The sequence below is a fragment of the Pseudomonas sp. USHLN015 genome (genome assembly GCF_037153275.1).
Taxonomy (GTDB): domain Bacteria; phylum Pseudomonadota; class Gammaproteobacteria; order Pseudomonadales; family Pseudomonadaceae; genus Metapseudomonas; species Metapseudomonas tohonis.
In genome coordinates this window covers 23,579-47,976 of sequence record NZ_JBBCKP010000010.1, presented here as the reverse complement: position 1 = coordinate 47,976, position 24,398 = coordinate 23,579, and the positions used below count along the sequence as shown (strand labels likewise).

The window sequence follows — 24,398 nt, the reverse complement described above, 5'->3', positions numbered from 1 at the left end:
CCCGGCTGGAGATGCCTCCGCCGGGTTTTTTATTGCCTGGGGGGCACTCGGCCTTGCGGGTGCAGCGGCAGTTCGATGCTGGCGACGAAGCCACCGCCGGGGTGGTTGGCCAGTGCCAGCGAGCCGCCGTGGCGTTCGACGGCGCGACGGGCGATGGCCAGCCCGAGGCCATGGCCCGCTGCGGCCTGGCCCGGCGCGCGGTAGAAGGGTTCGCCCAATTGCGCCTGGTGCTCCGGTGCGACGCCAGGGCCGTGGTCGCGGACCTGCACGCGCAACAGGCCGTCGGCCTGGCTGGCATCCAGCTCAACCGGCTGTTCGGCCGGGTTGAAGCGCAGGGCGTTGCGCAGGAGGTTGTCCAGGGCGCGCTCCAGCATGTCCGGCCAGCCGTCCAGGCGCAGCTCGGCGGGGCAGCGGATCTCGATGCGCTGCTCGGGGTAGAGCAGGCGCGCATCGTCGGCGAGGCCCGCCAGCAGCGGGCGCAGCTCGATCGGGTGGGTCGCGCCGGGTTCGGCGTCCAGGCGCGCCAGGGCGAGTATCTCGCTGATCAGCGCTTCCAGCCGGTCGCATTCCTGGCCCAGGCGCGGCCACAGGGCCTCGCGCTGTTGGGGGGCCGCGCGTTCGGCCAGGGCCAGGGCGATGCGCAGGCGCGCCAGGGGCGAGCGCAGCTCGTGGGAGACGTCACGCAGCAGCTGGCGCTGGCTGCCGATCAGCCCCTGCAGGCGCTGGCCCATGCGGTTGAAGTCGCCGGCGAGCACGCCGAGTTCGTCACGGCGCCGCGACAGGCGTTCCAGGCTGTCCTGCTGGTAGGCGGTCTTGCCGAGGTCGTGCACGGCACGGCGCAGGCGGTTCAACGGACGGGTGATGTAGAGGGTCAGTGCCAGGCTGAACAGGCTCAGCACCACCAGGGCGATGCCCAGGGCGCTGAAGGGCCAGAGCAGGCTGCCGCGGTGCCAGGCTTCCAGTTCGGGGTAGGGGATGCGGTAGATCAGCAGGAACGAGTCGCCGCTGCGCGGGCTGGTATATTCCTCGGTGAGGCGGCGCCAGGGCAGGCGCTCGTCGTGCTGGCGGGCCTCGAAGGCGGCGGCGCGGGGCGGGAAGGTGCCGCGCACCACCGGCTGGCCGCTGTCGTTGAGGATCTGCACGTCGATGCGGGCGCGGCGCTTGAACTGTTCGAGCAGGCGTTGCACCTCGTCCGGCCCGCCGATCTCGTAGCGCTGCACCAGGGTTTCCGCCAAACCCTGCAGGGCGGGGTGGCGGCTGAGGATCCAGGCGTCCTGGTTGAGGGCGCGGCCCAGCAGCATGGCGAGGCCGGCGACCAGCGCCAGGGCGAGCCAGAAGGCGGCGAGGATCCGCCAGAACAGTGAACGCACGCGAGTCTCCTCCGGAAACGGCAAAGCCCATCAGGCGGGTGCCTGATGGGCGCTGGGGCTGGCGGTCAGGCCGCCACGGTCATTGGGCTTTCTGCGCGCGCTGGGCTTTCCAGGCTTCGAACTCGGCACGTTCGGCGCGGCGCTCCTCCATCTTCTTCTGCAGCTCGTCGAACTCCTTCTGCTGCTCGGGCTTGAGCAGCGCGCGGATCTCGGCGCGGTTCTTTTCCTCGCTGGCCTTCAGCTCGTCCTGCATGGCCTTCTTGTCGGCGGCGGGCAGCTTGTCCAGGTACTTCTGGGTGATGTCGTGGCGGCTTCTCATGGAGTCGCCCATCAGCTTGCCGACCTGGTGACGCTGTTCGCGGCTCAGGTCCAGCTCCTTGAACAGGCCGGGACCACCGTGACCGGGGCCGCCGAAGCCGCGCTCCGGGCCGGGGCCGTCTTCGGGCATGGCCATGGCGACGGTGGGCAGGGCGGCTGCGAGCAGCAGGGCGGCGATTGTCTTGCGCATGGTCTATCTCCTTGTCTCTGAACCGGCTGGTTGCCGGATGTGCTCAGTCTAGGGAGGGCAAGGTCAAGGGCGGTCAGGCCTGGGTAAAGCTTGGGTAAAGAGACGTTCAGGACGCTGATACGACTGGCTCGGGGCGAGGAGCGAGTAGCTTGCCTCAGGCGCTGTAGTAATAGCCGCGGCTGCGCAGGGCGACGATGCGCGGCCTGCCGTCGGCGTGTGGGCCGAGCTTCTTGCGCAGGTTGCTGACGTGCATGTCGAGGCTGCGGTCGTAGAGGGTCAGTTTGCGGCCCAGGGCCAGTTGCGCGAGTTCCTGCTTGTCCAGCGGCTCGCCGGGCTGGCGCAGCAGGGCTTCGAGCAGGCGGCCTTCGGAGACGGTGAGGCTGATCTCGTGTTCGCCGACGTTGACCACGCCGCGCACCGGGCTGTAGCAGAGGTCACCCAGCTCCAGCTGGCTGGACTGCGAGGGCGGTTGGGTGCGGCGCAGCACGGCACGCAGGCGGGCAGTGAGTTCGCGCGGGTCGCAGGGCTTGGCCAGGTAGTCGTCGGCACCCAGTTCCAGGCCGAGGATGCGGTCCAGCGGCTCGCCTCGGGCAGAGAGCATCAGTACCGGCAGATCCGGGTGGTCGCTGCGCAGTTGCTTGAGCAGCTCCAGGCCACTGCCGTCGGGCAGCATCACATCGAGCACCACGGCCGCCGGGGCATGGGCGGCCAGGGCGGCACGGGCGCTGACACCGTCATGGCAGGCGCGCACGCTGAAGCCTTCCTGGCTGAGCCAGCTGTTGAGCAGCTCGCAGAGCTCCTGGTCGTCATCGATAAGCAGCAGTTCGCTCATGGCCGTCGATTCGTCAGTTGATCCACTGCCGGCGCTGGCGTTGCCCGCCACGGGCGAACAGGCCGACCAGCAAGGACAGCAGCGCCACGCCGCCGCCGATGGCGAACCACATCTGGTCATCGCTGACCAGGCTCGGGGAGCGGTTCGCCTGGGCTTCCTTGAGTTGCAGCTTCAGGCGCTGGTTTTCCTGGCGCAGGCGCGAGAGCAGCGCCGTGTCGCGCTCGGCCGTGGTGCCGTTGGCCAGTTGGGCGGCCAGTTCGTTGCGCTGGCGCTCGCTTTCGGCCAGGCGCTGTTGCAGGACGGTGAGCTCCTGCGCGGCGACGTTCTCCACCGGGCGGGGCTCGACCGACGCATTGGGGGCGACGGTCGGCAAGGCTTCTTCGGCCTGGGCCAGCGGAGCGAGGAGGGACAGGGCGAACAGCAGGGACAGCGAGGCGTGGCGCATCGGAACTCCTGTTTCCTGAATGGATTCGGTGTGCTGCTGTCAGAAGACCTGCTTGAAGGGTTTGACGATCACGCTGGCGTAGACGCCCGAAGTGCGGAACGGATCGGCTTCGGCCCAGGACTGCGCGGCGACCAGGGATTCGAACTCGGCGACGACCAGGCTTCCGGTGAAGCCGGCGGCGCCCGGGTCGTTGCTGTCCACGGCCGGGTGCGGACCGGCCAGCACCAGGCGGCCTTCGGCTTTCAGCTGCTCCAGGCGGGCGAGGTGCGCGGGGCGGTTGGCCTGGCGTTTTTCCAGGGAGTCGGCAACGTCGGAGGAGATGATCGCGTAGAGCATGATGGTCCTTATTCTTGAGGTTTCTCGGATTCGGGATCGTGCATGTGACGCGCCAGGAAGATGCCCTGGCCGATGAGGAACAGCAGGGTCATGCCCAGGCTGCCGAAGACCTTGAAGTCGACCCAGAACTCTTGGTAGGTGAAGGCGACATAAAGGTTGGTGAAGCCACAGAACAGGAAGAAGACGATCCACGCCAGGTTCAGGCGCACCCAGATGGCCTGGGGCAGCGAGACGGCATGGCCCATGACGCGCTGGATCAGGGGCTTGTCGCCGATGAAGTGGCTGGCGGCGAAGCCCAGGGCGAACAGCCAGTTGACCACCGGTGCCTTCCACTTGAGGAAGGTCTCGCTGTGGAAGGCCAGGGTCAGGCCGCCGAACACCAGGCAGGCGGCCAGGGTCAGCCACTGGCCCTTCTCCAGGCGGCGCTGGGTGAGGAAGATCGCGCCGTAGACCACCACCGAGGCGGCGATCAGTACGGCGGTGGCGCTGAAGATGCCGCCCAGCATGAGGCTGTGCCCGGCGAATTCGATGGCGCGGGGTTCGAGCTTGTAGACGATGAAGAAGAGGATGAGCGGGATGAAGTCGATGAATTGTTTCACGGCGGCAGCCAGAAGCGGGATGTGCCGGCATAATAACAAACCATTCCCTTAGCGAAAGCGCACGCCATGCACATTGATCTGCACTGTCACAGCACGGCCTCCGACGGCGCCCTGGCGCCCGCCGTGCTGGTGGCGCGCGCCCATGAAAAGGGCGTTCGGGTGCTGGCGCTGACCGACCACGACACCCTCGAGGGGCTGGAAGAGGCCCGCAGTGCCGCCGCCGGGCTGGATATCGAGCTGATCGATGGCGTGGAGCTGTCCTGCACCTGGGGTGGCGCCACGATTCACGTGCTCGGCTATGCCTTCCGTCCGGACGCCCCGGAGTTGCGCAAGGCCATCGCCGACCTGCACCAGGGGCGCTGGTCGCGGGCCGAGGAGATCGACCGCCGCCTTGCGGCCAAGGGCATGCCCGGTGCGCTGGAAGGCGCGCGGGCGATCCAGCGCGAGCTGGGTGACAGCGGCAACGCGCCGGCACGGCCGCACTTCGCCGAGTTCCTGGTGCGCGAGAAGCATGTGCGCGATCGTGCGGAGGCCTTTCGCAAGTGGCTGGGCTCGGGCAAGCTCGGCGACGTCAAGCAGCACTGGCCGACCCTGGCCGAGGCCGTGGGTACGCTGCGCGCCGCCGGGGCCTGGATCAGCCTGGCGCATCCCTACCATTACGACTTCACTAAGACCAAGCGTCGCAAGCTGGTGGCCGATTTCATCGCTGCCGGCGGCCATGCGCTCGAGGTGGTCAACGGCATGCAGCCTGCGGAGCAGGTGGGCACGCTGACCATCCTTGCCCGCGAATTCGGCATGCTGGTGAGCGCCGGCAGCGATTTCCACGCACCTGGGGACTGGTCGGAGCTGGGCGTGTACCGACCCATACCGGAGGACCTGTCGCCCCTGGCGGCGCGTTTCCAACATGCACAACGACCAACTGAATGCTGAGCAGGGAGATAACGTGAGTCAGTTTTTCCAGGTCCACCCGGAGAATCCCCAGCCGCGGCTGATCAAGCAGGCGGTGGAGATCGTCAGGGCGGGGGGCGTGATCGTCTATCCGACCGACTCCTCGTACGCCGTCGGCTGTGCAATCGGCGAGAAGAACGGCGTGGAGCGCATCCGCCGCCTGCGCCGCCTGGACGACAAGCACAACTTCACCCTGGTCTGCCGCGACCTCTCCGAGCTGGGGCTGTTCGCCAAGGTCGACACCGCCGCGTTCCGACTGCTCAAGGCGCATACCCCCGGCCCCTACACCTTCATCCTCAGCGCCACCCGCGAGGTGCCGCGCATGCTGCTGCACCCCAAGCGCCGCACCATCGGCCTGCGGGTGCCGGACCATCCGATCGCCCTGGCACTGCTGGAAGAGCTGGGGGCGCCGCTGATGAGCGCAACCCTGACCCTGCCTGGCGAGGCGTTGCCGATGAGCGACCCCTATGAGATGCGCCAGATCCTCGAGCACCAGGTGGACCTGATCATCGACGGCGGCTACGGCGGCATGGCGGCCTCCACCGTGGTCGACCTGTCCGAAGGCGAGCCGCGCCTGGTGCGTGCCGGTTGCGGTGACCCGACGCCCTTCATGACGGACGCCGAGGCGTGAGCGCAGAAGCTGCGCCCCAGGTCGACAGCCAGGCCGGAGCCCAGCAGGAGCTGCCCTTCGCCCTGGTCTACGGGCAGGCCGTCACCGAGCTGCCTGTCGACCTCTATATCCCGCCGGATGCCCTGGAGGTGTTCCTCGAAGCCTTCGAGGGGCCGCTCGACCTGCTGCTCTACCTGATCCGCAAGCAGAACATCGACATCCTCGACATCCCCGTGGCGGAGATCACCCGCCAGTACATGGGCTACGTCGAGCTGATGAAATCCGTGCGCCTGGAGCTGGCCGCCGAGTACCTGGTGATGGCTGCCATGCTCGCCGAGATCAAGTCGCGCATGCTGCTGCCGCGCTCCAGCGATGCCGAGGCGGAGGAGGAAGACCCCCGCGCCGAGCTGATCCGTCGCTTGCAGGAGTACGAACGCTACAAGGCCGCCGCCGAGGGCATCGACATGCTGCCGCGGGTCGGTCGCGACAACACCGTGCCGCGCCTGGAGGCTCCCGAGGCGCGGGCGCGCAAGCTGCTGCCGGACGTCAGCCTGGAAGAGCTGCTGCTGTCCATGGCCGAGGTGCTGCGCCGCGCCGACATGTTCGAAAGCCACCAGGTGACCCGCGAGGCGCTGTCCACCCGCGAGCGCATGAGCGAGGTGCTGGAGCGCCTGAAGGGCGGCGCCTTCCTGCCGTTCGTCAGCCTGTTCACCGCCGAGGAAGGGCGCCTGGGCGTGGTGGTGACCTTCATGGCGGTGCTGGAGCTGATCAAGGAACAACTGGTGGAGCTGGTGCAGAATGAGCCCTTCGCACCCATCCACGTCCGTGCAAGAGCCGAGTAGATGAACCTGAACGACCCCAAGGAGCTGGCCTCCCTGCTCGAGGCTTACCTGCTGGCTTCCGGCAAACCCCTGTCGCTGGAGCGCATCGGCGAGCTGTTCGAGGAAGCCGAGCGCCCGGAGCCGGCGCAGATCCGCGATGCGCTGGCGATTCTCACCGCCTCCTGCCAGGGGCGGGCCTTCGAGCTGAAGGAGGTGGCATCCGGCTACCGGCTGCAGGTGCGCGAGCGCTTCGCCCCCTGGGTCGGCCGCCTCTGGGAGGAGCGTCCGCAGCGCTACTCGCGCGCCATGCTGGAGACCCTGGCCCTGATCGCCTACCGCCAGCCGATCACCCGGGGTGAGATCGAGGACATCCGCGGCGTGACGGTGAACAGCCAGATCGTCAAGACACTGATGGAGCGCGAGTGGATCCGCGTGGTCGGCTACCGTGACGTGCCCGGCCGGCCGGCGATGTTCGCCACCACCAAGGCCTTCCTCGACCATTTCAACCTCAGGAACCTCGATGAACTGCCGCCGCTGGCCGCCCTGCGCGAGCTGGAGCCCGAACCGGTGCTGGCCCTCGACGATGTCGACGTACCGGTTCCGGAAGGGCTGCAAGCGCGTGCCGACCTGGCCGGGGAAGAGCCCGCCGAGCCCCGCGAGGAGACCAGCTTCCGCTCGCTGCTGGCGGAGCTGGACACCATGGAGCAGGGCCTGAAGACCGACTTCGACGACCTGCCCGCCCCCGAGGTCGAGCAGCCGGAGGCCGAGGCGGAGGAGGGCGACGCGGCGCTGTTGGGCGATGGCTCCGACGAGACCCGCCACTGAGGCCGGAAGGCGAGGCGCGACGATGAAGGACCCCTGCATCAAGGTTTGCCAGTTCGCGGACGATGTCTGCCGGGGCTGCGGGCGCACCCGTGGCGAGATCAAGGCCTGGAAGAAACTGGGCAAGGCGGAGCGCCGCGAGGTGCTGGCCGAGGCCGATATGCGCCTGCTGGCCCTGGCCGCGACCGGCCGGCGAAAACACTGACGACCCCTGCGGACTCAGCTAGCCTGAGGTTCGCCCGCCGCGTATGATGCGCGACCTTTTTGAACGACTACACCGGGAGGTGCCCAGATGAACGAAGACGAATACAGCCCCGCTGGGGAAAAGCTGCAGAAGGTCCTGGCCCGTATCGGCCTGGCTTCGCGCCGCGATATCGAGGCCTGGATCACCGAGGGCCGCGTCAAGGTCAACGGCGTGGCCGCGACCCTTGGCCAGCGCGTCGACCGTCATGACGCCATCAGCGTCGACGGCCGCCTGCTCAAGCGCGAGGAAGAGACCGAAGCCGTCCGCCGCGTGCTGATCTACAACAAGCCCGACGGCGAGGTCTGCACCCGCGACGACCCGGAAGGCCGCCCCACCGTTTTCGAACGTCTGCCGCGCCTGCGTGCCGGTCGCTGGATCAATATCGGCCGTCTCGACATCAACACCACCGGCCTGCTGTTGTTCACCACCGATGGTGAGCTGGCCAACCGCCTGATGCACCCCTCCTACGAGATGGACCGCGAGTACGCCGTGCGCGTGCGCGGCGAAGTCACCGAGGAGATGCTGGAGAACCTGAAGAACGGCGTGATGCTGGAAGACGGCCCCGCCAAGTTCACCGACATCCAGGAAGCGCCCGGCGGCGAAGGCTTCAACCACTGGTACCACTGCGTGGTCATGGAGGGCCGCAACCGCGAAGTGCGTCGCCTGTGGGAATCCCAGGGCGTGGTGGTCAGCCGCCTGAAGCGCGTGCGCTTCGGTCCGGTGTTCCTCACTTCCGACCTGACCATGGGCCGCTGGCGCGAGATGGGCCAGGCCGAGGTGGACATCCTCAGTGGCGAGGTCGGCCTCAAGCCGGTCCTGCTGCCGGAGGTCTCCACCAAGCACAAGGACAAGGTCGAGCGCATGCAACGCAAGCTGGTCAAGCCGGTGAGCGGCCGTGGCAGTCGCCAGGGCAGTGACCGTCCCGCCCGTGGCCCGCGCAGCGAAGGTGGCGAGCGTCCCGCTCGTGGTCGTGGCGAGGGGGCCGAACGTCCGAGCCGCGCGCCGCGTGGTGAAGGTGCCGAGCGTCCGGCGCGCAGCCCGCGTGGCGAAGGCGCCGAGCGTCCGGCCCGGGCACCGCGCCCGGCTGCCCGTGGCGAGCAGGGCCGCAGCACGCCGCTGGCCGAACGCCCGCGCGATGTCGCCAAGAAGCCCCGTGGCAAGCCCCAGGGCGATGCGAGCGAAGTGGCCGAGCGCCCGCAGCGCAAGCCGCAGCGTCCGGTGAACAAGCGCACCAACCCGTCGGCGGGCGATGGCCAGCGACCGGGTTTCGGCCGCAAGCGCTGATCCGCCGATGCAATGAAAAAGGGGCCTGATGGCCCCTTTCTCATGGGTGTCGTTCGCGTCGTCGAGCGGTCAGCCGGCCATGGAGAGGCGGTTGCGGCCGTTGCGCTTGGCCACGTAGAGGGCGCTGTCGGCGCGGCGCAGCAGGCTGTCTACCGATTCGGCCGGCAGCAGGGTGGCGCAGCCCAGGCTCATGGACAGCTCGATCGGGCGTCCGCCGACCAGGTACTGGATCTCCATGACGCCCATGCGCAGGCGTTCGCCGACCATGCCGGCGGCTTCGCGGCAGGTACTGGAGAGCAAGACGAGGAATTCCTCGCCGCCGTAGCGGAACACCATGTCGACGTTGCGCAGCTTGGCCTTGAGGGTGGTGGCGACGGCCTTGAGCACTTCGTCGCCGGTGCTGTGGCCGTATTCGTCGTTGATGCGCTTGAAGTGGTCGATGTCCAGCATCAGGACCGACAGCGGCTGTTGGCTGCGACGCGCCAGGTCCACCTCGCGTTGCAGCGCCTGGTCCATGGCGATGCGGTTGCCGGTGTCGGTCAGCGGGTCGCGCAGCGCCGATTGCACTGCAGTGCGATAGAGCAGCGCGTTGCGCAGCGGGAAGAGCATGCAGGCCAGCAGGGATTCGAGCTGGCCGAGTTCGGCTTCGTCGAAGCGCTGGCGGCGACGGAAGATCAACTCGCCCAGGTATTCGCCTTCGTGGCTCAGGCGGTAGCCGGCCGAATGCGCGGCGCGTTCGCCATATTCCAGGCGCAGGTCGCTGCTCTGGTGCTGATAGGCCAGGGCATCGAGTGGCACCAGGCGCTGCACTTCACGGAAGAACAGGCTGACGATGCGTTCCACATCCAGGCTGGTCTGCAACTGCATGCTCAACTGGCGGCGCAGTTCCAGCAGCGTCATCTGCCGCAGCTTGCTCTGGGCCGGGCTGGTGAAGCCAAGGCGCTGCAGCTTGGCGGCATCGAAATCTATGGTGTTGGTAGGGGTGGACGGGACCATTTGGCGAACCTCTGACGCTCGAAGCGACGACGGAGAGGTCAGAGCGATTTCCGTGCCAGAATCCAATTTCGACCGTAAAAGCGTTTGGATTCAATATCTTGAGGATGCTGGCAAAACGCCGGTGGCAAGCTCTTGCCGGTGATTTGGCGAACGCTTGGCAATGTGATGCCGTTCACGCGTGTACGGTGCCGGTTTAATGGCGGAAGGGGCGGCGACCTCGCCGGTCGCCGCGTGGTGCGGGTTACTGCGCGTCGAACGCCTGGCCATTGACGCCGGTGCTGTCCGCGCCCATGAGGTAGAGGTAGATCGGCATGATGGCTTCGGGCTCCGGATTGACCTCCGGGTTCTCGCCCGGGTAGGCCTGGGCACGCATGCTGGTGCGGGTGGCGCCGGGGTTGACGCTGTTGGCGCGCACGTTGGCGATGCCGTCCAGTTCGTCGGCCAGTGTCTGCATCAGGCCCTCGGTGGCGAACTTGGAGACGCCGTAGGCCCCCCAGTAGGCGCGCCCCTTGCGGCCGACGCTGCTGGAGGTGAAGACCACCGAGGCGTCGCTGGACAGCTTCAGCAGGGGCAGCAGGGTGCTGGTCAGCATGAACATGGCGTTGACGTTGACCTGCATGACGCGCATGAAGTTGTCGCCCGACAACTGCTCCAGCGGCGTGCGCGGGCCGATGATCGAGGCGTTGTGCAGCAGGCCGTCGAGGCGCCCGAACTCGTTCTCCACCATGGCCGAGAGCTCGTCGTACTGGTGCGGCTGGGCCGTTTCCAGGTTGAACGGGATCACCGCCGGCTGCGGATGGCCGGCTGCCTCGATCTCGTCATAGACCTGGTTGAGGTTGGCCTCGGTCTTGCCCAGCAGCAGTACGGTGGCGCCGTGGGCGGCGAAGGTCTTGGCGGCGGCCGCACCGATGCCGCGGCCGGCGCCGGTGATCAGGATGACCCGGCCCTTGAGCAGGTCGGGGCGGGCGGAATACTGGAACATGTCGGGCTCCTTCGGAGAGCTGCAAGCGGCAAGCCTGAAGCTGAAAGTGAGGTGAAGGGGGCGTCTTGCGGCTTGTGGCTTGAAGCTCGCCCCTGCTGCGTCAGCAGCTGCACAGCGCGCGATCGAGCACGGCGCGCAATTGGAGGGGGTGGTCCACGACCACGTCGGCACCCCAGTGGCTGGGGTTGTCGTCGGGGTGGATGTAGCCGTAGGTGACGGCGGCGGTGCGGGTGCCGGCGGCGCGGCCGGACTCGATGTCGCGCAGGTCGTCGCCGACGAAGAGCACGCTGGCCGGGTCCAGTTGCAGGCGGCTGCAGGCCAGCAGCAGGGGCTCGGGGTCGGGTTTGCTGTTCTTCACGTGGTCCGGGCAGATGAGGATCGCCGAGCGCTCGGCCAGGCCCAGCTGCTGCATGATCGGCTCGGCGTAGCGCACCGGCTTGTTGGTGACCACGCCCCAGATCAAGCGGGCCTTCTCGATGTCCTGCAGCAGTGCGTCGATGCCGTCGAAGGGGCGGGTGAACACGGCGCAATGGGCCTGGTAGCGCTCCAGGAATTCCTGGCGCAGGGTTTCGAAACCCTCGGCTTCCGGGTTCATGCCGAAGGTGGCGGCGACCATGGCGCGGGCGCCACCGGAAACCTGGTCGCGGATCAGCTTGTCGTCCAGGGCCGGCAGGCCCCGATCCGTGCGCATGGCCTGGGCGACGGCGATGAAGTCCGGCGCCGAGTCCAGCAGGGTGCCGTCCATGTCGAAGAGAACCGCTCTGAGGCGCATGGCCGTCACTCCTCGCGCAGGGTGTGGATCATGTAGTTGACGTCCACGTCGCTGGCCAGCTTGTAGTGCTTGGTCAGCGGGTTGTAGGTCAGGCCGATGATGTCCTTGACCTGCAGGCCGGCGGCGCGGCTCCAGGCACCCAGTTCGGAGGGGCGGATGAATTTCTTGAAGTCGTGGGTGCCGCGAGGCAGCAGGCCCATGATGTATTCGGCGCCGACGATGGCGAACAGGTAGGCCTTGGGATTGCGGTTGATGGTGGAGAAGAACACCTGGCCGCCCGGCTTGACCAGGGTCTGGCAGGCACGGATCACCGAGGACGGGTCGGGCACGTGCTCGAGCATCTCCAGGCAGGTGACCACGTCGAACTGCCCGGGCATTTCGGCGGCCAGCTCCTCGGCGGTGATGCGGCGGTATTCCACCGGTACGCCGGATTCCAGCTGGTGCAGGCGGGCCACGGCCAGGGGGGCTTCGCCCATGTCGATGCCGGTGACCTTGGCGCCGCGCTGGGCCATGGCTTCGCTGAGAATGCCGCCGCCGCAACCGACGTCCAGCACCGTCTTGCCGGCGAGGCGGGCGCGCTCGTCGATCCAGTTGACCCGCAGGGGGTTGATGTCGTGCAGCGGTTTGAATTCGCTTTCGCGGTCCCACCAGCGGTGGGCGAGGGCCTCGAATTTGGCGATTTCGGCGTGGTCGACGTTGCTCATGGAGACACCTTTTCCATCAATCAGAATTCAGTGGCCGGCGATCCGCTCGCCCCAGGCTTGCGCGGTGGCGATCAGGCGGTCTTCGTCCTGGCGGGTGAGGCGGCCTGCATCGAGCAGGGCCTTGCCGTCGACCCACACGTGCCGGACGCGATCGCGACCGGTGGCATAGATAAGTTGCGAAACCGGGTCGTACACCGGTTGCTGGGCCAGCCCGGTGAGGTCGAAGGCGACCATGTCGGCGGCCTTGCCGATCTCCAGCGAGCCGGTGTCCTGTTCCATTCCCAGCGCCCGTGCACCATTGAGCGTAGCCATGCGCAGCGCGCGATGGGCGTCCAGCGCGGTGGCGGAGCCGGCGACCGCCTTGGCCAGCATGGCGGCGGTGCGGGTTTCCCCCAGCAGGTCGAGGTCGTTGTTGCTGGCGGCGCCATCGGTGCCGACCGCGACATTGACCCCGGCGAGCCACAGGCGCTCCACCGGGCAGAAGCCGCTGGCGAGCTTTAGGTTGGATTCGGGGCAGTGGATGACGCTGGTGTTGCTTTCTACCAGCAGTGCCAGGTCGTCATCGCTGATCTGGGTCATGTGCACGGCCTGGAAGCGCGGGCCGAGCAGGCCGAGGCGGGCGAGGCGGGCCATGGGGCGTTCGCCGCGCTGTTCCAGGCTCTGCTGGACCTCGAAGGCCGTCTCCTGGACGTGCATGTGGATGCCGGCGTCCAGTTCCTCGGCGAGCATGCGGATGTTCTCCAGCTTGTCGTCGCTGACCGTGTAGGGCGCGTGGGGGCCGAAGGCGACCTTGATGCGCGGGTGGTGCTTGAGGTCGCTGAACAGCTCCAGGCCATGGCGGATGGCCTCGGCGGCGTCGAGGGCGCCGGGGATCGGGAAGTCGATGACGGGGATGGTGATCTGCGCCTTCACGCCACATCCGTGCACCGCTTCGCTGGCGATGGCGGGGTAGAAGTACATCTCGGAGAACGTGGTGATGCCGCCCTTGATCTGTTCGGCGATGGCCAGTTCGGTGCCGTCGCGGACGAAGGCTTCGTCGACCCACTTGGCCTCGGCCGGCCAGATGTGCTGTTCCAGCCAGGTCATCAGGGGCAGGTCGTCGGCCATGCCGCGGAACAGCGACATCGCGGCGTGCCCGTGGGCGTTGACCAGGCCGGGTGACAGCAGCATGCCGGGCAACTCGCGTACCTCGGCGGCCGGCCAGCGCAGCGCCTCCTCGCGCTTGGCGATCAGCGCGATCCGACCGTCGCGGACGCCCAGGGCATGGTCGCGGAGGACGACGCCCGCCGGTTCCACGGGGACGATCCAGGTCGGCAGCAGGAGCAGGTCGAGCGGGGCTTTGGCGTCGGGCATGGTGGCGCATCCTGGGCGCAGGAAAATATCGCGGCAGTATACCCGAGCCAGACGGGCGCTGGATCGCTATAATCCGCGGTTTTTCCGCGGGTTTATTGGTGGCGAGGTGTTCCATGCGTGAGCAACTGTTGGCAGCCGAGAAGGTGATCGCCATCGACTGGCGGGACGGGGTCCTGCGTCTGCTCGACCAGCGCCTCCTGCCCCAGGAGGAAACCTGGCTGGAATACGGCACCGCGGCCGGTGTCGCGGAGGCGATCCGCCTGATGGTGGTGCGCGGTGCGCCGGCCATCGGCATCAGTGCCGCCTACGGGCTGGTGCTGGGTGCGCGCGCGCGGCTGGCGGCGGGCGGTGACTGGCGTGAAGCCCTCGAGGAGGACTTCGGTGTGCTGGCCGATTCGCGGCCCACGGCGGTCAACCTGTTCTGGGCGCTCAACCGCATGCGCGAGCGCCTGGATCGGCTGAAGGAGGGCGAGGAGCCGCTGCAGGCGCTGGAGGCGGAAGCCATCGCCATCCATGAAAGCGACCGCGAAGCCAACCTGACCATGGCCCAGCTGGGCATGGAGCTGATCCGCAAGCACCAGGGCAATCCCCAGGCGCTGCTGACCCACTGCAACACCGGCGCCCTGGCCACGGGCGGCTTCGGCACCGCGCTCGGGGTGATCCGTGCGGCCCATCTGGATGGGCTGGTGGAGCGGGTCTACGCCGACGAAACGCGCCCCTGGCTGCAGGGCGCTCGCCTCACGGCCTGGGAGCTGGCGAACGAAGGCGTGCCGGTGAGCCTCAACGCCGACGCGGCGGCGGCCCATCTGATGAAGACGGCCGGCATTACCTGGGTGATAGTCGGGGCCGACCGCATCACCGCCAATGGCGATGTGGCCAACAAGATCGGTACCTACCAGCTGGCGGTCTGCGCCATGCACCATGGCGTGCGTTTCATGGTCGTGGCGCCGAGCTCGACCATCGACATGGCGCTGGAGAGCGGTGACGACATCCCCATCGAGGAGCGTGACGGGCGCGAGTTGCTCGAGTTGGGCGGCAGGCGCGTGGCGGCTGATGTGCATGCGGTGAACCCGGTGTTCGACGTGACCCCGGCCGACCTGATCGACGCGATCGTGACCGAGAAGGGGGTTGTCGAGCGTCCCGATACCGCCAAGCTGGCCCAGTTGATGTGCCGCAAGCGCCTCCATTGAGGCTGAGGCCTGCGCCCGGCGGGGCTGGGTGCAGGGCGGTGACTATGGTAAGCTCCGGCAGTTATCGAGCCTCCCTTTGCAAGGTCGGCATTCCGTGCGGATCCGTGGCTTAACTCGTTGATTTGTCGTGAGTCGTGCTGGCGCTGCCAGGCGACGAGCCCTGCGTCATCCAGGATGGATGTGTCGGGCTTCACTAGAAAAAGGAATCAGGCTTCTCATGGGCGAACTGGCCAAAGAAATCCTCCCGGTCAATATCGAAGACGAGCTGAAACAGTCCTACCTCGACTACGCGATGAGCGTGATCGTCGGGCGCGCCCTGCCGGATGCGCGCGACGGTCTGAAACCGGTTCACCGTCGCGTGCTGTTCGCCATGAGCGAACTGGGCAACGACTGGAACAAGCCGTACAAGAAATCCGCCCGTGTGGTCGGTGACGTGATCGGTAAGTACCACCCCCACGGCGACACCGCCGTGTACGACACCATCGTGCGCATGGCCCAGCCCTTCTCCCTGCGCTACATGCTGGTCGACGGCCAGGGCAACTTCGGTTCGGTGGACGGCGACAACGCCGCGGCCATGCGATACACCGAAGTGCGCATGTCCAAGCTGGCCCACGAGCTGCTGGCCGACCTGGACAAGGAAACCGTCGACTGGGTGCCCAACTACGACGGCACCGAGCAGATCCCGGCGGTCATGCCGACCAAGATCCCCAACCTGCTGGTCAACGGTTCCAGCGGTATCGCCGTGGGCATGGCCACCAACATCCCGCCGCACAACCTCTCCGAGGTCATCGACGGCTGCCTGGCGCTGATGGACAACAGCGAGCTGACCGTCGATGAACTGATGCAGTACATCCCCGGCCCGGACTTCCCGACCGCAGGGATCATCAACGGCCGTGCCGGCATCATCGAGGCCTATCGCACCGGTCGTGGCCGCATCTATATACGTGCCCGCGCCGAAATCGAGGACATGGAGAAGGGCGGCAACCGCCAGCAGATCATCGTCACCGAGCTGCCCTACCAGCTGAACAAGGCGCGTCTGATCGAGAAGATCGCCGAGCTGGTCAAGGAGAAGAAGCTCGAGGGCATCACCGAGCTGCGCGACGAGTCCGACAAGGACGGCATGCGCGTGGTGATCGAGCTGCGTCGCGGCGAAGTCGGCGAGGTGGTGCTCAACAACCTCTACGCCCAGACCCAGATGCAGAGCGTGTTCGGTATCAACGTCGTGGCCCTGGTGGATGGCCAGCCACGCACGCTGAACCTCAAGGACATGCTCGAGGTGTTCATCCGTCACCGTCGCGAAGTGGTGACCCGCCGTACCGTCTTCGAGCTGCGCAAGGCGCGCGAGCGCGGCCATATCCTCGAAGGCCAGGCCGTCGCCCTGTCGAACATCGACCCGGTGATCGAGCTGATCAAGAATTCGCCGACTCCCGCCGAGGCCAAGGAGCGCCTGATCGCCACCGCGTGGGCGTCCTCCGCCGTGGAAGCGATGGTCGAGCGCGCCGGTGCCGACTCCTGCCGTCCGGAAGACCTGGCCCCGCAATACGGCCTGCGTGACGGCAAGTACTACCTGTCGCCGGAACAGGCCCAGGCCATCCTGGAGCTGCGCCTGCACCGCCTGACCGGCCTGGAGCACGAGAAGCTCCTGTCCGAGTACCAGGAAATCCTGACCCTGATCGGCGAGCTGATCCGCATCCTGACCAGTCCCGAGCGCCTGATGGAAGTCATTCGCGAGGAGCTGGAGAAGGTCAAGGCCGAGTTCGGCGACGCCCGCCGTACCGAGATCGTCGCGTCCCAGGTGGACCTGACCATCGCCGACCTGATCACCGAAGAAGAGCGCGTCGTCACCATTTCCCATGGCGGCTACGCCAAGTCCCAGCCGCTGGCCGCCTACCAGGCCCAGCGCCGCGGCGGTCGCGGCAAGTCCGCTACCGGCGTGAAGGACGAGGACTACATCGAGCACCTGCTGGTCGCCAACAGCCATGCCACGCTGCTGCTGTTCTCCAGCAAGGGCAAGGTGTACTGGCTGAAGACCTTCGAAATCCCGGAAGCCTCGCGCACCGCGCGTGGCCGCCCGCTGGTGAACCTGCTGCCGCTGGACGAGGGCGAGCGCATCACCGCGATGCTGCAGATCGACCTGGAAGCGCTGCAGCGCGAAGCCGGTGACGAGGATGATCTCGAGGACGCCGAGGGCGCAGTGCTCGAAGGCGAAGTGGTGGAGCCGGAAGTCGAAGAAGTCGAAGGCGACACCCCGGAGCTGGTGGCCGAGCCCACCGGTGCCTATATCTTCATGGCCACCGCCTTCGGCACCGTCAAGAAGACCCCGCTGGTGCAGTTCAGCAAGCCGCGTTCCAGTGGCCTGATCGCCCTGCGTCTGGACGAGGGCGACACCCTGATCGCCGCCGCCATCACCGACGGCGCCAAGGAAGTCATGCTGTTCTCCAGCGCCGGCAAGGTGATCCGCTTCGCCGAGAGCATGGTGCGCATCATGGGCCGTACCGCCCGCGGCGTGCGTGGCATGCGCCTGGGCAAGGAGCAGCAGCTGATCTCCATGCTGATCCCCGAATCCGGCGCGCAGATCCTCACCGCATCGGAGCGTGGCTTCGGCAAGCGCACCGGCCTTGGCAAGTTCCCGCGCCGCGGTCGTGGCGGCCAGGGCGTGATCGCCATGGTCATCAACGAGCGTAACGGCAAGCTGGTCGGCGCCATCCAGGTGCAGGACGGCGAGGAGATCATGCTGATCTCCGACCAGGGCACCCTGGTGCGTACCCGTGTCGACGAAGTCTCCAGTTCCGGCCGCAACACCCAGGGCGTGACCCTGATCAAGCTGGCCAAGGACGAGACCCTGGTCGGCCTGGAGCGCGTGCAGGAGCCGTCCGGTGTTGACGAGGACGACGAGCTGGAAGACGGCGAAGTGACGGCCGATGCCGTCGCCGAAGTCCAGGCGGACGATGTCCAGCAGGACGACGCGCAACCGGCGGGTGACGAGTAACACGCTGCGGAGCGGGCGGGTCCTAGCCGGCCTGTCCACTCGGTAGAAGACCATCAGCGGGGGCACAGGTGCCCCCGCGCTACCCAGTGAGAGTGGATGTGAGCAAGCGAGCCTTTAACTTCTGCGCCGGCCCGGCCGCGCTTCCGGAAGCCGTCCTGCAACGCGCCCAGGCGGAACTCCTCGATTGGCAAGGCAAGGGCCTTTCCGTCATGGAAATGAGCCATCGCAGTGACGACTACGTCGCCATCGCCGAAAAGGCCGAACAGGACCTGCGCGACCTGCTCTCCATCCCCTCCAACTACAAGGTGCTGTTCCTCCAGGGCGGTGCCAGCCAGCAATTCGCCGAGATCCCGCTGAACCTGCTCCCGGAAAACGGCGTGGCCGACTACGTCGAGACCGGCATCTGGTCGAAGAAGAGCATCGAGGAGGCGGCACGCTACGGCCGCGTCAACGTCGCGGCCAGTGCCAAGGGCCTGGACTACTTCGCCATCCCTGGCCAGAACGACTGGAAGCTGAGTGCGGATGCCGCCTACCTGCACTACGCCTCCAACGAGACCATCGGCGGCCTGCAGTTCGACTGGATCCCCGAGACCGGTGACGTACCGCTGGTGGTGGACATGTCTTCGGACATCCTTTCCCGTCCGCTCGATGTGTCCCGCTTCGGCCTGATCTATGCCGGCGCGCAGAAGAACATCGGCCCGAGCGGCCTGGTGGTCGTCATCGTCCGCGAAGACCTGCTGGGGCGTGCCCGCTCATCCTGCCCGACCATGCTCAACTACAAGGTCGCGGCGGATAACGGCTCCATGTACAACACCCCGGCCACCTTCTCCTGGTACCTCTCGGGCCTGGTGTTCGAGTGGCTGAAGGAGCAGGGCGGCGTCGAAGCCATGGAGCAGCGCAACCGTGCGAAGAAGGAGCTGCTCTACGGCTACATCGACAAGAGCGACTTCTATACCAACCCCATCGCGGTGAATGCGCGGTCCTGGATGAACGTTCCGTTCCGCCTCGCCGACGAGCGCCTGGACAAGGACTTCCTCGCTGGCGCCGACGCCCGTGGCCTGCTCAACCTCAAGGGCCACCGTTCGGTGGGAGGCATGCGTGCCTCCATCTACAACGCGGTCGGCCTGGATGCAGTCGAGGCCCTGGTGGCCTACATGGCGGAGTTCGAGAAGGAGCGCGCCTGATGTCCGAACAGGAATTGAAGGCCCTGCGCCTGCGCATCGACAGCCTCGACGAGAAGATCCTCGAACTGATCAGTGATCGCGCCCGCTGCGCCCAGGACGTCGCTCGCGTGAAGATGGCGGCTCTGCCGGAAGGCGAGAAGCCGGTCTTCTATCGCCCCGAGCGCGAAGCCTGGGTGCTCAAGCACATCATGGAACGCAACAAGGGGCCGCTGGACAACGAGGAGATGGCGCGGCTGTTCCGCGAAATCATGTCGTCCTGCCTCGCGCTGGAGCAGCCGCTCAAGGTCGCGTACCTGGGACCCGAGGGCACGTTCACCCAGGCCGCTGCGATGAAGCATTTCGGCCACGCCGTGATCAGCACCCCGATGGCCGCCATCGACGAGGTGTTCCGCGAGGTGGCGGCCGGTGCGGTCAATTTCGGCGTGGTGCCGGTGGAGAACTCCACCGAGGGTGCGGTCAACCACACCCTGGACAGCTTCCTCGAGCACGACATGGTCATCTGCGGCGAGGTGGAGCTGCGTATCCACCATCACCTGCTGGTGGGCGATACCACCAAGACCGACAACATCACCCGCATCTATTCCCACGCCCAGTCCCTGGCCCAGTGCCGCAAGTGGCTGGACGCGCACTACCCGAACGTCGAGCGCGTCGCTGTCTCCAGCAATGCGGATGCCGCCAAGCGGGTGAAGAGCGAGTGGAACTCCGCCGCCATCGCCGGCGACATGGCGGCCAGTCTCTACGGGCTGACCAAGCTCTGCGAGAAGATCGAGGACCGCCCGGACAACTCCACGCGCTTCCTCATCATCGGCAGCCAGGAAGTACCGCCTACCGGCGACGACAAGACCTCTGTCATCGTCTCCATGCGCAACAAGCCTGGCGCGCTGCACGAGCTTCTGGTGCCCTTCCACACCAACGGCATCGACCTGACCCGCATCGAGACCCGCCCGTCCCGCAGTGGCAAATGGACCTACGTGTTCTTCATCGACTTCGTCGGCCATCACCGTGACCCGCTGATCAAGGACGTGCTGGAGAAGATCAACCAGGAGGCCGTGGCGCTGAAGGTGCTGGGGTCCTACCCGAAAGCGGTTCTCTGAACCCAAGAGATTTCCAAGGAGCGCCCATGAGCTGCGACTTCCTCGCCCTGGCACAGCCGGGCGTGCAGAAACTTTCGCCCTACGTACCCGGCAAGCCGGTGGACGAGCTGGCCCGTGAGCTGAACCTCGACCCGGCCGGCATCGTCAAGCTGGCCAGCAACGAGAACCCGCTGGGCCCGAGCCCCAGGGTTCTCGAGGCCATCCGTGCCGAGCTGGCCGATCTCACCCGCTACCCGGATGGCAATGGCTTCGAGCTCAAGCGCCGCCTGGCCGAGCGCTATGACGTCCAGCCGGACCAGGTGACCCTCGGCAATGGCTCCAACGACATCCTCGAACTGGTCGGTCGCGCCTACCTGGCCCCGGGCCTGAACGCGGTGTTCAGCCAGCACGCGTTCGCCGTGTACCCCATCGTCACCCAGGCTGTCGGGGCCACCGCCAAGGTCGTGCCGGCCAAGGACTGGGGGCATGACCTGCCGGCGATGCTGGCGGCCATCGACGAGCAGACCCGCGTGGTCTTCGTCGCCAACCCGAACAACCCGACCGGCACCTGGTTTGGTCCGCAGGCGCTGGAAGAATTCCTCGCCAAGGTCCCGGAGACCGTGCTGGTGGTGCTGGATGAGGCCTATATCGAATACGCGTCGGGTGGCGAGCTGCCCGACGGCCTCGACTACCTGTCGCGCTACCCGAACCTGCTGGTTTCCCGCACCTTCTCCAAGGCCTTCGGCCTGGCGGCGCTGCGGGTCGGCTACGGGATTTCGTCCGCTCGTGTCGCCGATGTCCTGAACCGCGTGCGCCAGCCGTTCAACGTCAACAGCCTGGCCCTGGCCGCCGCCTGCGCCGCGCTGGCGGACGCCGACTACCTGGCCGAGAGCCGTCGCCTCAATGACGCTGGCATGGCGCAGCTGGAAGCGGGTTGCCGCGCGCTGGGCCTGGGCTGGATTCCGTCTCGTGGCAACTTCATCGCCATCGATTTCGGTCGCGATACGACGGGCATCAACCAGGCCTTGCTGGCGGCAGGCGTGATCGTGCGCCCGGTCGCGGGCTACGGCATGCCGAACTTCCTGCGCGTCTCCATCGGTCTGCCCGAGGAGAACCAGCGCTTCCTCGACGTCCTGGGGCAGGTGCTTGCCCGTGGCTGATGTCATGCCGCTGCAACAGCGCTCTCCTAAGCTCGGGCGCCTCGTGGTGATCGGGCTCGGCCTGATCGGCGGCTCCTTTGCCAAGGGGCTGCGGGAAAAGGGGGCGTTCGATGAAGTGGTGGGTGTCGATCTGGACGCCGAGTCGCGCCGCCTGGCCGTGGAGCTGGGCGTGGTCGACCGTTGCGAGACCGATCTCGCCGCCGCCTGTCAGGGGGCGGCGGTGATCCAGCTGGCCGTGCCTATCCTGGCCATGGAGCGATTGCTGGCTGAGCTGGCGAAGCTCGATCTTGGCGATGTCGTGCTCACCGATGTCGGCAGCGCCAAGGGGAATGTGGTGCGTGCCGCGCGCCTGGCCTTCGATGGCATGCCGGCTCGCTTCGTCCCCGGTCATCCTATTGCAGGGTCCGAGCAGAGCGGGGTGGAGGCGGCTAATGGCGCTCTCTTTAGTCGCCACAAGGTGATCCTGACGCCTCAGGAGTCCACTGACGGCGGGGCGCTGGCCTTGGTCGACAGGCTCTGGCGCGAGTTGGGGGCCGATGTCGAGCACATGCAGGTCGAGCACCATGACGAGGTGCTTGCGGCGACCAGCCACCTGCCGCACCTGCTGGCTTTCGGGCTGGTCGACTCGCTTGCCAAGCGCAGCGAGAACCTGGAGATATTCCGCTACGCCGCTGGTGGCTTCCGTGATTTCACGCGGATCGCCGGTAGCGATCCGGTCATGTGGCACGACATCTTCCTCGCCAACCGCGAGGCCGTGCTGCGGGTGCTGGACGCATTTCGTGGCGACCTCGACGCCTTGCGCGACGCGGTCGACGCAGGGGATGGGCATCAACTGCTGGGCGTGTTCACCCGCGCCCGCGTCGCCCGCGAACATTTCAGTAAAATCCTGGCCCGCAGGGCCTATGTGGACGCCATGCACAATAACGACCTGATTTACCTGGCCCAGCCGGGTGGCCGCCTTTCCGGGCGTATCCGCGTTCCGGGCGACAAGTCCATTTCCCACCGCTCGATCATGCTCGGCTCCCTGGCCGAGGGCACGACCGAGGTGGAAGGTTTCCTCGAGGGTGAGGACGCCCTGGCGACCCTGCAGGCTTTCCGCGACATGGGGGTGGTCATCGAGGGCCCCCACCATGGTCGCGTGACCATCCATGGCGTTGGCCTGCATGGCCTTAAGCCGCCGCCCGGGCCGCTGTACCTGGGCAACTCCGGTACCTCCATGCGCCTGCTCAGCGGGCTGCTCGCTGCCCAGCCGTTCGACACCACCCTGACCGGTGACGCTTCGCTGTCCAAGCGCCCGATGAACCGTGTGGCCAAGCCGTTGCGCGAGATGGGGGCGGTGATCGAGACCGCTCCGGAAGGTCGCCCGCCGATGACCATCCGTGGTGGCCAGCGCCTCACCGGCATGAGCTACGAGATGCCGATGGCCAGCGCCCAGGTCAAATCCTGCCTGTTGCTCGCCGGCCTCTACGCCGCGGGCGAAACCTCGGTGACCGAGCCGGCTCCGACCCGCGACCATACCGAGCGCATGCTGCAGGGCTTCGGCTATCCGGTTGCCGTCGATGGCAGCACGGCGACCGTCGAGAGCGGCCACAAGCTGTCCGCCACCCATATCGAAGTGCCGGCGGACATCTCTTCCGCAGCCTTCTTCCTGGTGGCAGCGAGCATCGCCGAGGGTTCCGAGCTGCTGCTGGAGCACGTGGGTATCAACCCGACCCGTACCGGTGTGATCGATATCCTCAAGCTGATGGGCGCCGATATCACCCTGGAGAACCCGCGTGAAGTCGGTGGCGAGCCGGTGGCGGATATCCGCGTGCGCGCGGCGAAGCTCAAGGGCATCGATATCCCCGAAGACCTGGTTCCGCTGGCCATCGACGAGTTCCCGGTGCTGTTCGTCGCTGCCGCCTGTGCCGAAGGGCGCACCGTCCTGCGTGGCGCGGAAGAGCTGCGGGTCAAGGAGTCGGACCGCATCCAGGTGATGGCCGACGGGCTGGTCGCGTTGGGCGTGAAGGCCGAGCCGACCCCGGACGGCATCATCATCGACGGTGGTGCGTTCGGCGGGGGGGAGGTGTGGAGCCATGGCGACCATCGCATCGCCATGTCCTTCAGCGTCGCTTCGCTGCGTGCCAGCGGTGCGATCCGTATCCACGATTGCGCCAACGTCGCGACCTCCTTCCCGAACTTCCTCGGGCTGGCGGCGCAGGTCGGCATCCAAGTCGCCGAAGAGGGCAAGTGATGAGTACTGCAGCGCCGGTCATCGCCATCGACGGCCCGGGTGGCTCGGGCAAGGGCACGGTCGCGGGCCTGCTGGCCAAGCGTCTTGGCTGGAACCTGCTGGATTCCGGTGCGCTGTATCGGCTGCTGGCCTTCGCGGCGCGTAACCACGGCGTCGACCTGACCAACGAGGAGTCGCTGAAAGTCCTGGCGGCCCATCTCGATGTGCAGTTCCTATCCAATGCGGGCGGCGTCCAGCGGATCATCCTCGAGGGTGAGGATGTTTCCGATGTCATCCGCACCGAGACGGTAGGGGCGGGCGCCTCGCAGGTCGCTGCCCTGCCGGCGGTGCGCGATGCCTTGCTGCAGCGTCAGCGTGCCTTCCAGGAGGCGCCCGGGCTGGTCGCTGATGGTCGGGACATGGGGACGGTGGTCTTTCCGGATGCACCGCTGAAGATCTTCCTCACCGCTACCGCGGAGGAGCGTGCACGTCGGCGCTATCTGCAGTTGAAGGGCAAGGGCATGGAGGTCGAGATGGCCTCCCTGCTGACCGAGATCATCGAGCGTGACGAGCGCGACACCCAGCGTTCCGTTGCGCCGCTGAAGCCCGCGACGGATGCCCTGATTCTCGACTCCACCCACCTGAGCATCGACGAAGTGCTGGAGCGCATTCTCGCAGCCTTTGCCGCGCTGGGGCTGGATGACTGATCGGGGTCGCACTCTGCGATGCCGTGTTACTTGAGCACGGCGTTCCTGTTTTTCCGAGTCGGCTCCGTCCGGCGGATCTACCCGGAGTGCCGGGGCGGGGCAATTGACGGCCGCTAGCCCCATTGCTAACATTCCAGCCCTTATGTCGGCTTGATTTCTCTAATGGAGGCGTCACGCCGGTTCTGATTCCGAAAGGAAGTGCCTCATTGCCAGTCATCCGACTGAGCGTGGTGCCACAGGGGTGGAACGGGATACCA

At 67.0% G+C, this 24,398-nt stretch carries 24 protein-coding genes; 13 read left to right on the top strand and 11 right to left on the bottom strand.

Annotation, left to right across the window (positions count from 1 at the left end; all coding sequences use genetic code 11):
• Positions 1-29 precede the first annotated feature (29 nt).
• The 6 genes from WFQ67_RS20565 to WFQ67_RS20540 form a co-directional block, all read right to left on the bottom strand.
• Positions 30-1,370, bottom strand: a complete 1,341-nt coding sequence (locus WFQ67_RS20565) for a sensor histidine kinase (protein WP_337058045.1) — start codon at positions 1,368-1,370, stop codon at positions 30-32.
• A 79-nt stretch (positions 1,371-1,449) separates the two neighbouring features.
• Positions 1,450-1,878: an LTXXQ domain protein gene (locus WFQ67_RS20560; RefSeq protein WP_271105302.1), complete on the bottom strand. Its 429-nt coding sequence runs from the start codon at positions 1,876-1,878 to the stop codon at positions 1,450-1,452.
• A gap of 154 nt (positions 1,879-2,032) precedes the next feature.
• A complete protein-coding gene (locus WFQ67_RS20555) occupies positions 2,033-2,710 on the bottom strand; it encodes a response regulator transcription factor (RefSeq protein WP_173177079.1) in 678 nt (225 codons plus the stop codon).
• A 13-nt stretch (positions 2,711-2,723) separates the two neighbouring features.
• Positions 2,724-3,155, bottom strand: a complete 432-nt coding sequence (locus tag WFQ67_RS20550; RefSeq protein ID WP_337058044.1) for a hypothetical protein — start codon at positions 3,153-3,155, stop codon at positions 2,724-2,726.
• A 39-nt stretch (positions 3,156-3,194) separates the two neighbouring features.
• Positions 3,195-3,491 (bottom strand): YciI family protein, encoded by a 297-nt coding sequence (locus tag WFQ67_RS20545; RefSeq protein ID WP_173177083.1) that lies wholly within the window; start codon positions 3,489-3,491, stop codon positions 3,195-3,197.
• A gap of 8 nt (positions 3,492-3,499) precedes the next feature.
• Entirely contained in the window at positions 3,500-4,090 is a 591-nt protein-coding gene (locus tag WFQ67_RS20540; RefSeq protein ID WP_337058043.1) for a septation protein A, read from the bottom strand.
• A gap of 66 nt (positions 4,091-4,156) precedes the next feature.
• Between WFQ67_RS20540 and WFQ67_RS20535 the strand changes: the two genes are divergently transcribed.
• The 6 genes from WFQ67_RS20535 to rluB all read left to right on the top strand — a co-directional run bounded on the left by WFQ67_RS20535 (position 4,157) and on the right by rluB (position 8,819).
• A complete protein-coding gene (locus tag WFQ67_RS20535; RefSeq protein ID WP_337058042.1) occupies positions 4,157-5,020 on the top strand; it encodes a PHP domain-containing protein in 864 nt (287 codons plus the stop codon).
• 13 nt (positions 5,021-5,033) lie between these two features.
• Positions 5,034-5,669: an L-threonylcarbamoyladenylate synthase gene (locus WFQ67_RS20530; protein WP_173177087.1), complete on the top strand. Its 636-nt coding sequence runs from the start codon at positions 5,034-5,036 to the stop codon at positions 5,667-5,669.
• 122 nt (positions 5,670-5,791) lie between these two features.
• Positions 5,792-6,490, top strand: a complete 699-nt coding sequence (locus tag WFQ67_RS20525; RefSeq protein ID WP_337058153.1) for a segregation and condensation protein A — start codon at positions 5,792-5,794, stop codon at positions 6,488-6,490.
• Positions 6,491-7,294, top strand: coding sequence for an SMC-Scp complex subunit ScpB (gene scpB, locus WFQ67_RS20520; protein WP_337058041.1), 804 nt, complete (start codon positions 6,491-6,493; stop codon positions 7,292-7,294). It abuts the gene before it with no gap.
• A gap of 22 nt (positions 7,295-7,316) precedes the next feature.
• Positions 7,317-7,496 carry a DUF1289 domain-containing protein gene (locus tag WFQ67_RS20515; RefSeq protein WP_173177091.1) on the top strand — a complete coding sequence of 60 codons (180 nt, stop codon included), beginning with the start codon at positions 7,317-7,319 and terminating at the stop codon, positions 7,494-7,496.
• Positions 7,497-7,583: 87 nt separating this feature from the next.
• Positions 7,584-8,819: a 23S rRNA pseudouridine(2605) synthase RluB gene (gene rluB / locus WFQ67_RS20510; protein ID WP_337058040.1), complete on the top strand. Its 1,236-nt coding sequence runs from the start codon at positions 7,584-7,586 to the stop codon at positions 8,817-8,819.
• Between the two features lie 69 nt (positions 8,820-8,888).
• Here rluB and WFQ67_RS20505 read toward each other — a convergent pair whose 3' ends face one another.
• The 5 genes from WFQ67_RS20505 to WFQ67_RS20485 all read right to left on the bottom strand — a co-directional run bounded on the left by WFQ67_RS20505 (position 8,889) and on the right by WFQ67_RS20485 (position 13,626).
• Entirely contained in the window at positions 8,889-9,815 is a 927-nt protein-coding gene (locus WFQ67_RS20505) for a GGDEF domain-containing protein (RefSeq protein ID WP_213628803.1), read from the bottom strand.
• Positions 9,816-10,056: 241 nt separating this feature from the next.
• Complete coding sequence (locus tag WFQ67_RS20500; protein ID WP_337058039.1) at positions 10,057-10,797, bottom strand: YciK family oxidoreductase; 741 nt, start codon at positions 10,795-10,797, stop codon at positions 10,057-10,059.
• A 100-nt stretch (positions 10,798-10,897) separates the two neighbouring features.
• Positions 10,898-11,569: an N-acetylmuramic acid 6-phosphate phosphatase MupP gene (gene mupP / locus WFQ67_RS20495; RefSeq protein WP_213628804.1), complete on the bottom strand. Its 672-nt coding sequence runs from the start codon at positions 11,567-11,569 to the stop codon at positions 10,898-10,900.
• A gap of 5 nt (positions 11,570-11,574) precedes the next feature.
• Positions 11,575-12,273, bottom strand: coding sequence for a bifunctional 2-polyprenyl-6-hydroxyphenol methylase/3-demethylubiquinol 3-O-methyltransferase UbiG (ubiG, locus tag WFQ67_RS20490; protein ID WP_111259474.1), 699 nt, complete (start codon positions 12,271-12,273; stop codon positions 11,575-11,577).
• 27 nt (positions 12,274-12,300) lie between these two features.
• Positions 12,301-13,626: a TRZ/ATZ family hydrolase gene (locus WFQ67_RS20485; RefSeq protein ID WP_213628805.1), complete on the bottom strand. Its 1,326-nt coding sequence runs from the start codon at positions 13,624-13,626 to the stop codon at positions 12,301-12,303.
• A 113-nt stretch (positions 13,627-13,739) separates the two neighbouring features.
• On the opposite strand from WFQ67_RS20485, the gene mtnA reads away from it, so the two are divergent.
• The 7 genes from mtnA to cmk all read left to right on the top strand — a co-directional run bounded on the left by mtnA (position 13,740) and on the right by cmk (position 24,141).
• On the top strand, positions 13,740-14,816 hold the full coding sequence (gene mtnA, locus WFQ67_RS20480; RefSeq protein ID WP_173177101.1) for an S-methyl-5-thioribose-1-phosphate isomerase: 1,077 nt from the start codon (positions 13,740-13,742) through the stop codon (positions 14,814-14,816).
• Between the two features lie 217 nt (positions 14,817-15,033).
• Positions 15,034-17,805, top strand: coding sequence for a DNA gyrase subunit A (gyrA, locus tag WFQ67_RS20475; protein ID WP_213628807.1), 2,772 nt, complete (start codon positions 15,034-15,036; stop codon positions 17,803-17,805).
• A gap of 98 nt (positions 17,806-17,903) precedes the next feature.
• Positions 17,904-18,989, top strand: coding sequence for a 3-phosphoserine/phosphohydroxythreonine transaminase (gene serC, locus WFQ67_RS20470; protein ID WP_213628808.1), 1,086 nt, complete (start codon positions 17,904-17,906; stop codon positions 18,987-18,989).
• Positions 18,989-20,083: a prephenate dehydratase gene (pheA, locus tag WFQ67_RS20465; protein WP_111259469.1), complete on the top strand. Its 1,095-nt coding sequence runs from the start codon at positions 18,989-18,991 to the stop codon at positions 20,081-20,083. Before serC ends, pheA begins: the two co-directional genes overlap by 1 nt.
• Before the next feature lie 26 nt (positions 20,084-20,109).
• Positions 20,110-21,222 (top strand): histidinol-phosphate transaminase, encoded by a 1,113-nt coding sequence (gene hisC, locus WFQ67_RS20460; protein ID WP_337058038.1) that lies wholly within the window; start codon positions 20,110-20,112, stop codon positions 21,220-21,222.
• Positions 21,215-23,455 (top strand): bifunctional prephenate dehydrogenase/3-phosphoshikimate 1-carboxyvinyltransferase, encoded by a 2,241-nt coding sequence (locus WFQ67_RS20455; RefSeq protein ID WP_337058037.1) that lies wholly within the window; start codon positions 21,215-21,217, stop codon positions 23,453-23,455. Before hisC ends, WFQ67_RS20455 begins: the two co-directional genes overlap by 8 nt.
• Positions 23,455-24,141, top strand: a complete 687-nt coding sequence (gene cmk, locus WFQ67_RS20450) for a (d)CMP kinase (protein ID WP_271105310.1) — start codon at positions 23,455-23,457, stop codon at positions 24,139-24,141. Before WFQ67_RS20455 ends, cmk begins: the two co-directional genes overlap by 1 nt.
• Positions 24,142-24,398: the final 257 nt, after the last annotated feature.

What these genes read in the sequence shown, in the direction of transcription:
- pheA (WP_111259469.1), top strand. Translation starts at nt 18,989, where the DNA reads ATGTCCGAACAGGAATTGAAGGCCCTGCGCCTGCGCATCGACAGCCTC.
- mupP (WP_213628804.1), bottom strand. Translation starts at nt 11,569, where the DNA reads ATGCGCCTCAGAGCGGTTCTCTTCGACATGGACGGCACCCTGCTGGAC.
- WFQ67_RS20550 (WP_337058044.1), bottom strand. Translation starts at nt 3,155, where the DNA reads ATGCGCCACGCCTCGCTGTCCCTGCTGTTCGCCCTGTCCCTCCTCGCT.
- scpB (WP_337058041.1), top strand. Translation starts at nt 6,491, where the DNA reads ATGAACCTGAACGACCCCAAGGAGCTGGCCTCCCTGCTCGAGGCTTAC.
- WFQ67_RS20545 (WP_173177083.1), bottom strand. Translation starts at nt 3,491, where the DNA reads ATGCTCTACGCGATCATCTCCTCCGACGTTGCCGACTCCCTGGAAAAA.
- WFQ67_RS20485 (WP_213628805.1), bottom strand. Translation starts at nt 13,626, where the DNA reads ATGCCCGACGCCAAAGCCCCGCTCGACCTGCTCCTGCTGCCGACCTGG.
- rluB (WP_337058040.1), top strand. Translation starts at nt 7,584, where the DNA reads ATGAACGAAGACGAATACAGCCCCGCTGGGGAAAAGCTGCAGAAGGTC.
- gyrA (WP_213628807.1), top strand. Translation starts at nt 15,034, where the DNA reads ATGGGCGAACTGGCCAAAGAAATCCTCCCGGTCAATATCGAAGACGAG.
- WFQ67_RS20560 (WP_271105302.1), bottom strand. Translation starts at nt 1,878, where the DNA reads ATGCGCAAGACAATCGCCGCCCTGCTGCTCGCAGCCGCCCTGCCCACC.
- cmk (WP_271105310.1), top strand. Translation starts at nt 23,455, where the DNA reads ATGAGTACTGCAGCGCCGGTCATCGCCATCGACGGCCCGGGTGGCTCG.
- ubiG (WP_111259474.1), bottom strand. Translation starts at nt 12,273, where the DNA reads ATGAGCAACGTCGACCACGCCGAAATCGCCAAATTCGAGGCCCTCGCC.
- WFQ67_RS20505 (WP_213628803.1), bottom strand. Translation starts at nt 9,815, where the DNA reads ATGGTCCCGTCCACCCCTACCAACACCATAGATTTCGATGCCGCCAAG.
- WFQ67_RS20535 (WP_337058042.1), top strand. Translation starts at nt 4,157, where the DNA reads ATGCACATTGATCTGCACTGTCACAGCACGGCCTCCGACGGCGCCCTG.
- WFQ67_RS20515 (WP_173177091.1), top strand. Translation starts at nt 7,317, where the DNA reads ATGAAGGACCCCTGCATCAAGGTTTGCCAGTTCGCGGACGATGTCTGC.
- WFQ67_RS20500 (WP_337058039.1), bottom strand. Translation starts at nt 10,797, where the DNA reads ATGTTCCAGTATTCCGCCCGCCCCGACCTGCTCAAGGGCCGGGTCATC.
- mtnA (WP_173177101.1), top strand. Translation starts at nt 13,740, where the DNA reads ATGCGTGAGCAACTGTTGGCAGCCGAGAAGGTGATCGCCATCGACTGG.
- hisC (WP_337058038.1), top strand. Translation starts at nt 20,110, where the DNA reads ATGAGCTGCGACTTCCTCGCCCTGGCACAGCCGGGCGTGCAGAAACTT.
- WFQ67_RS20555 (WP_173177079.1), bottom strand. Translation starts at nt 2,710, where the DNA reads ATGAGCGAACTGCTGCTTATCGATGACGACCAGGAGCTCTGCGAGCTG.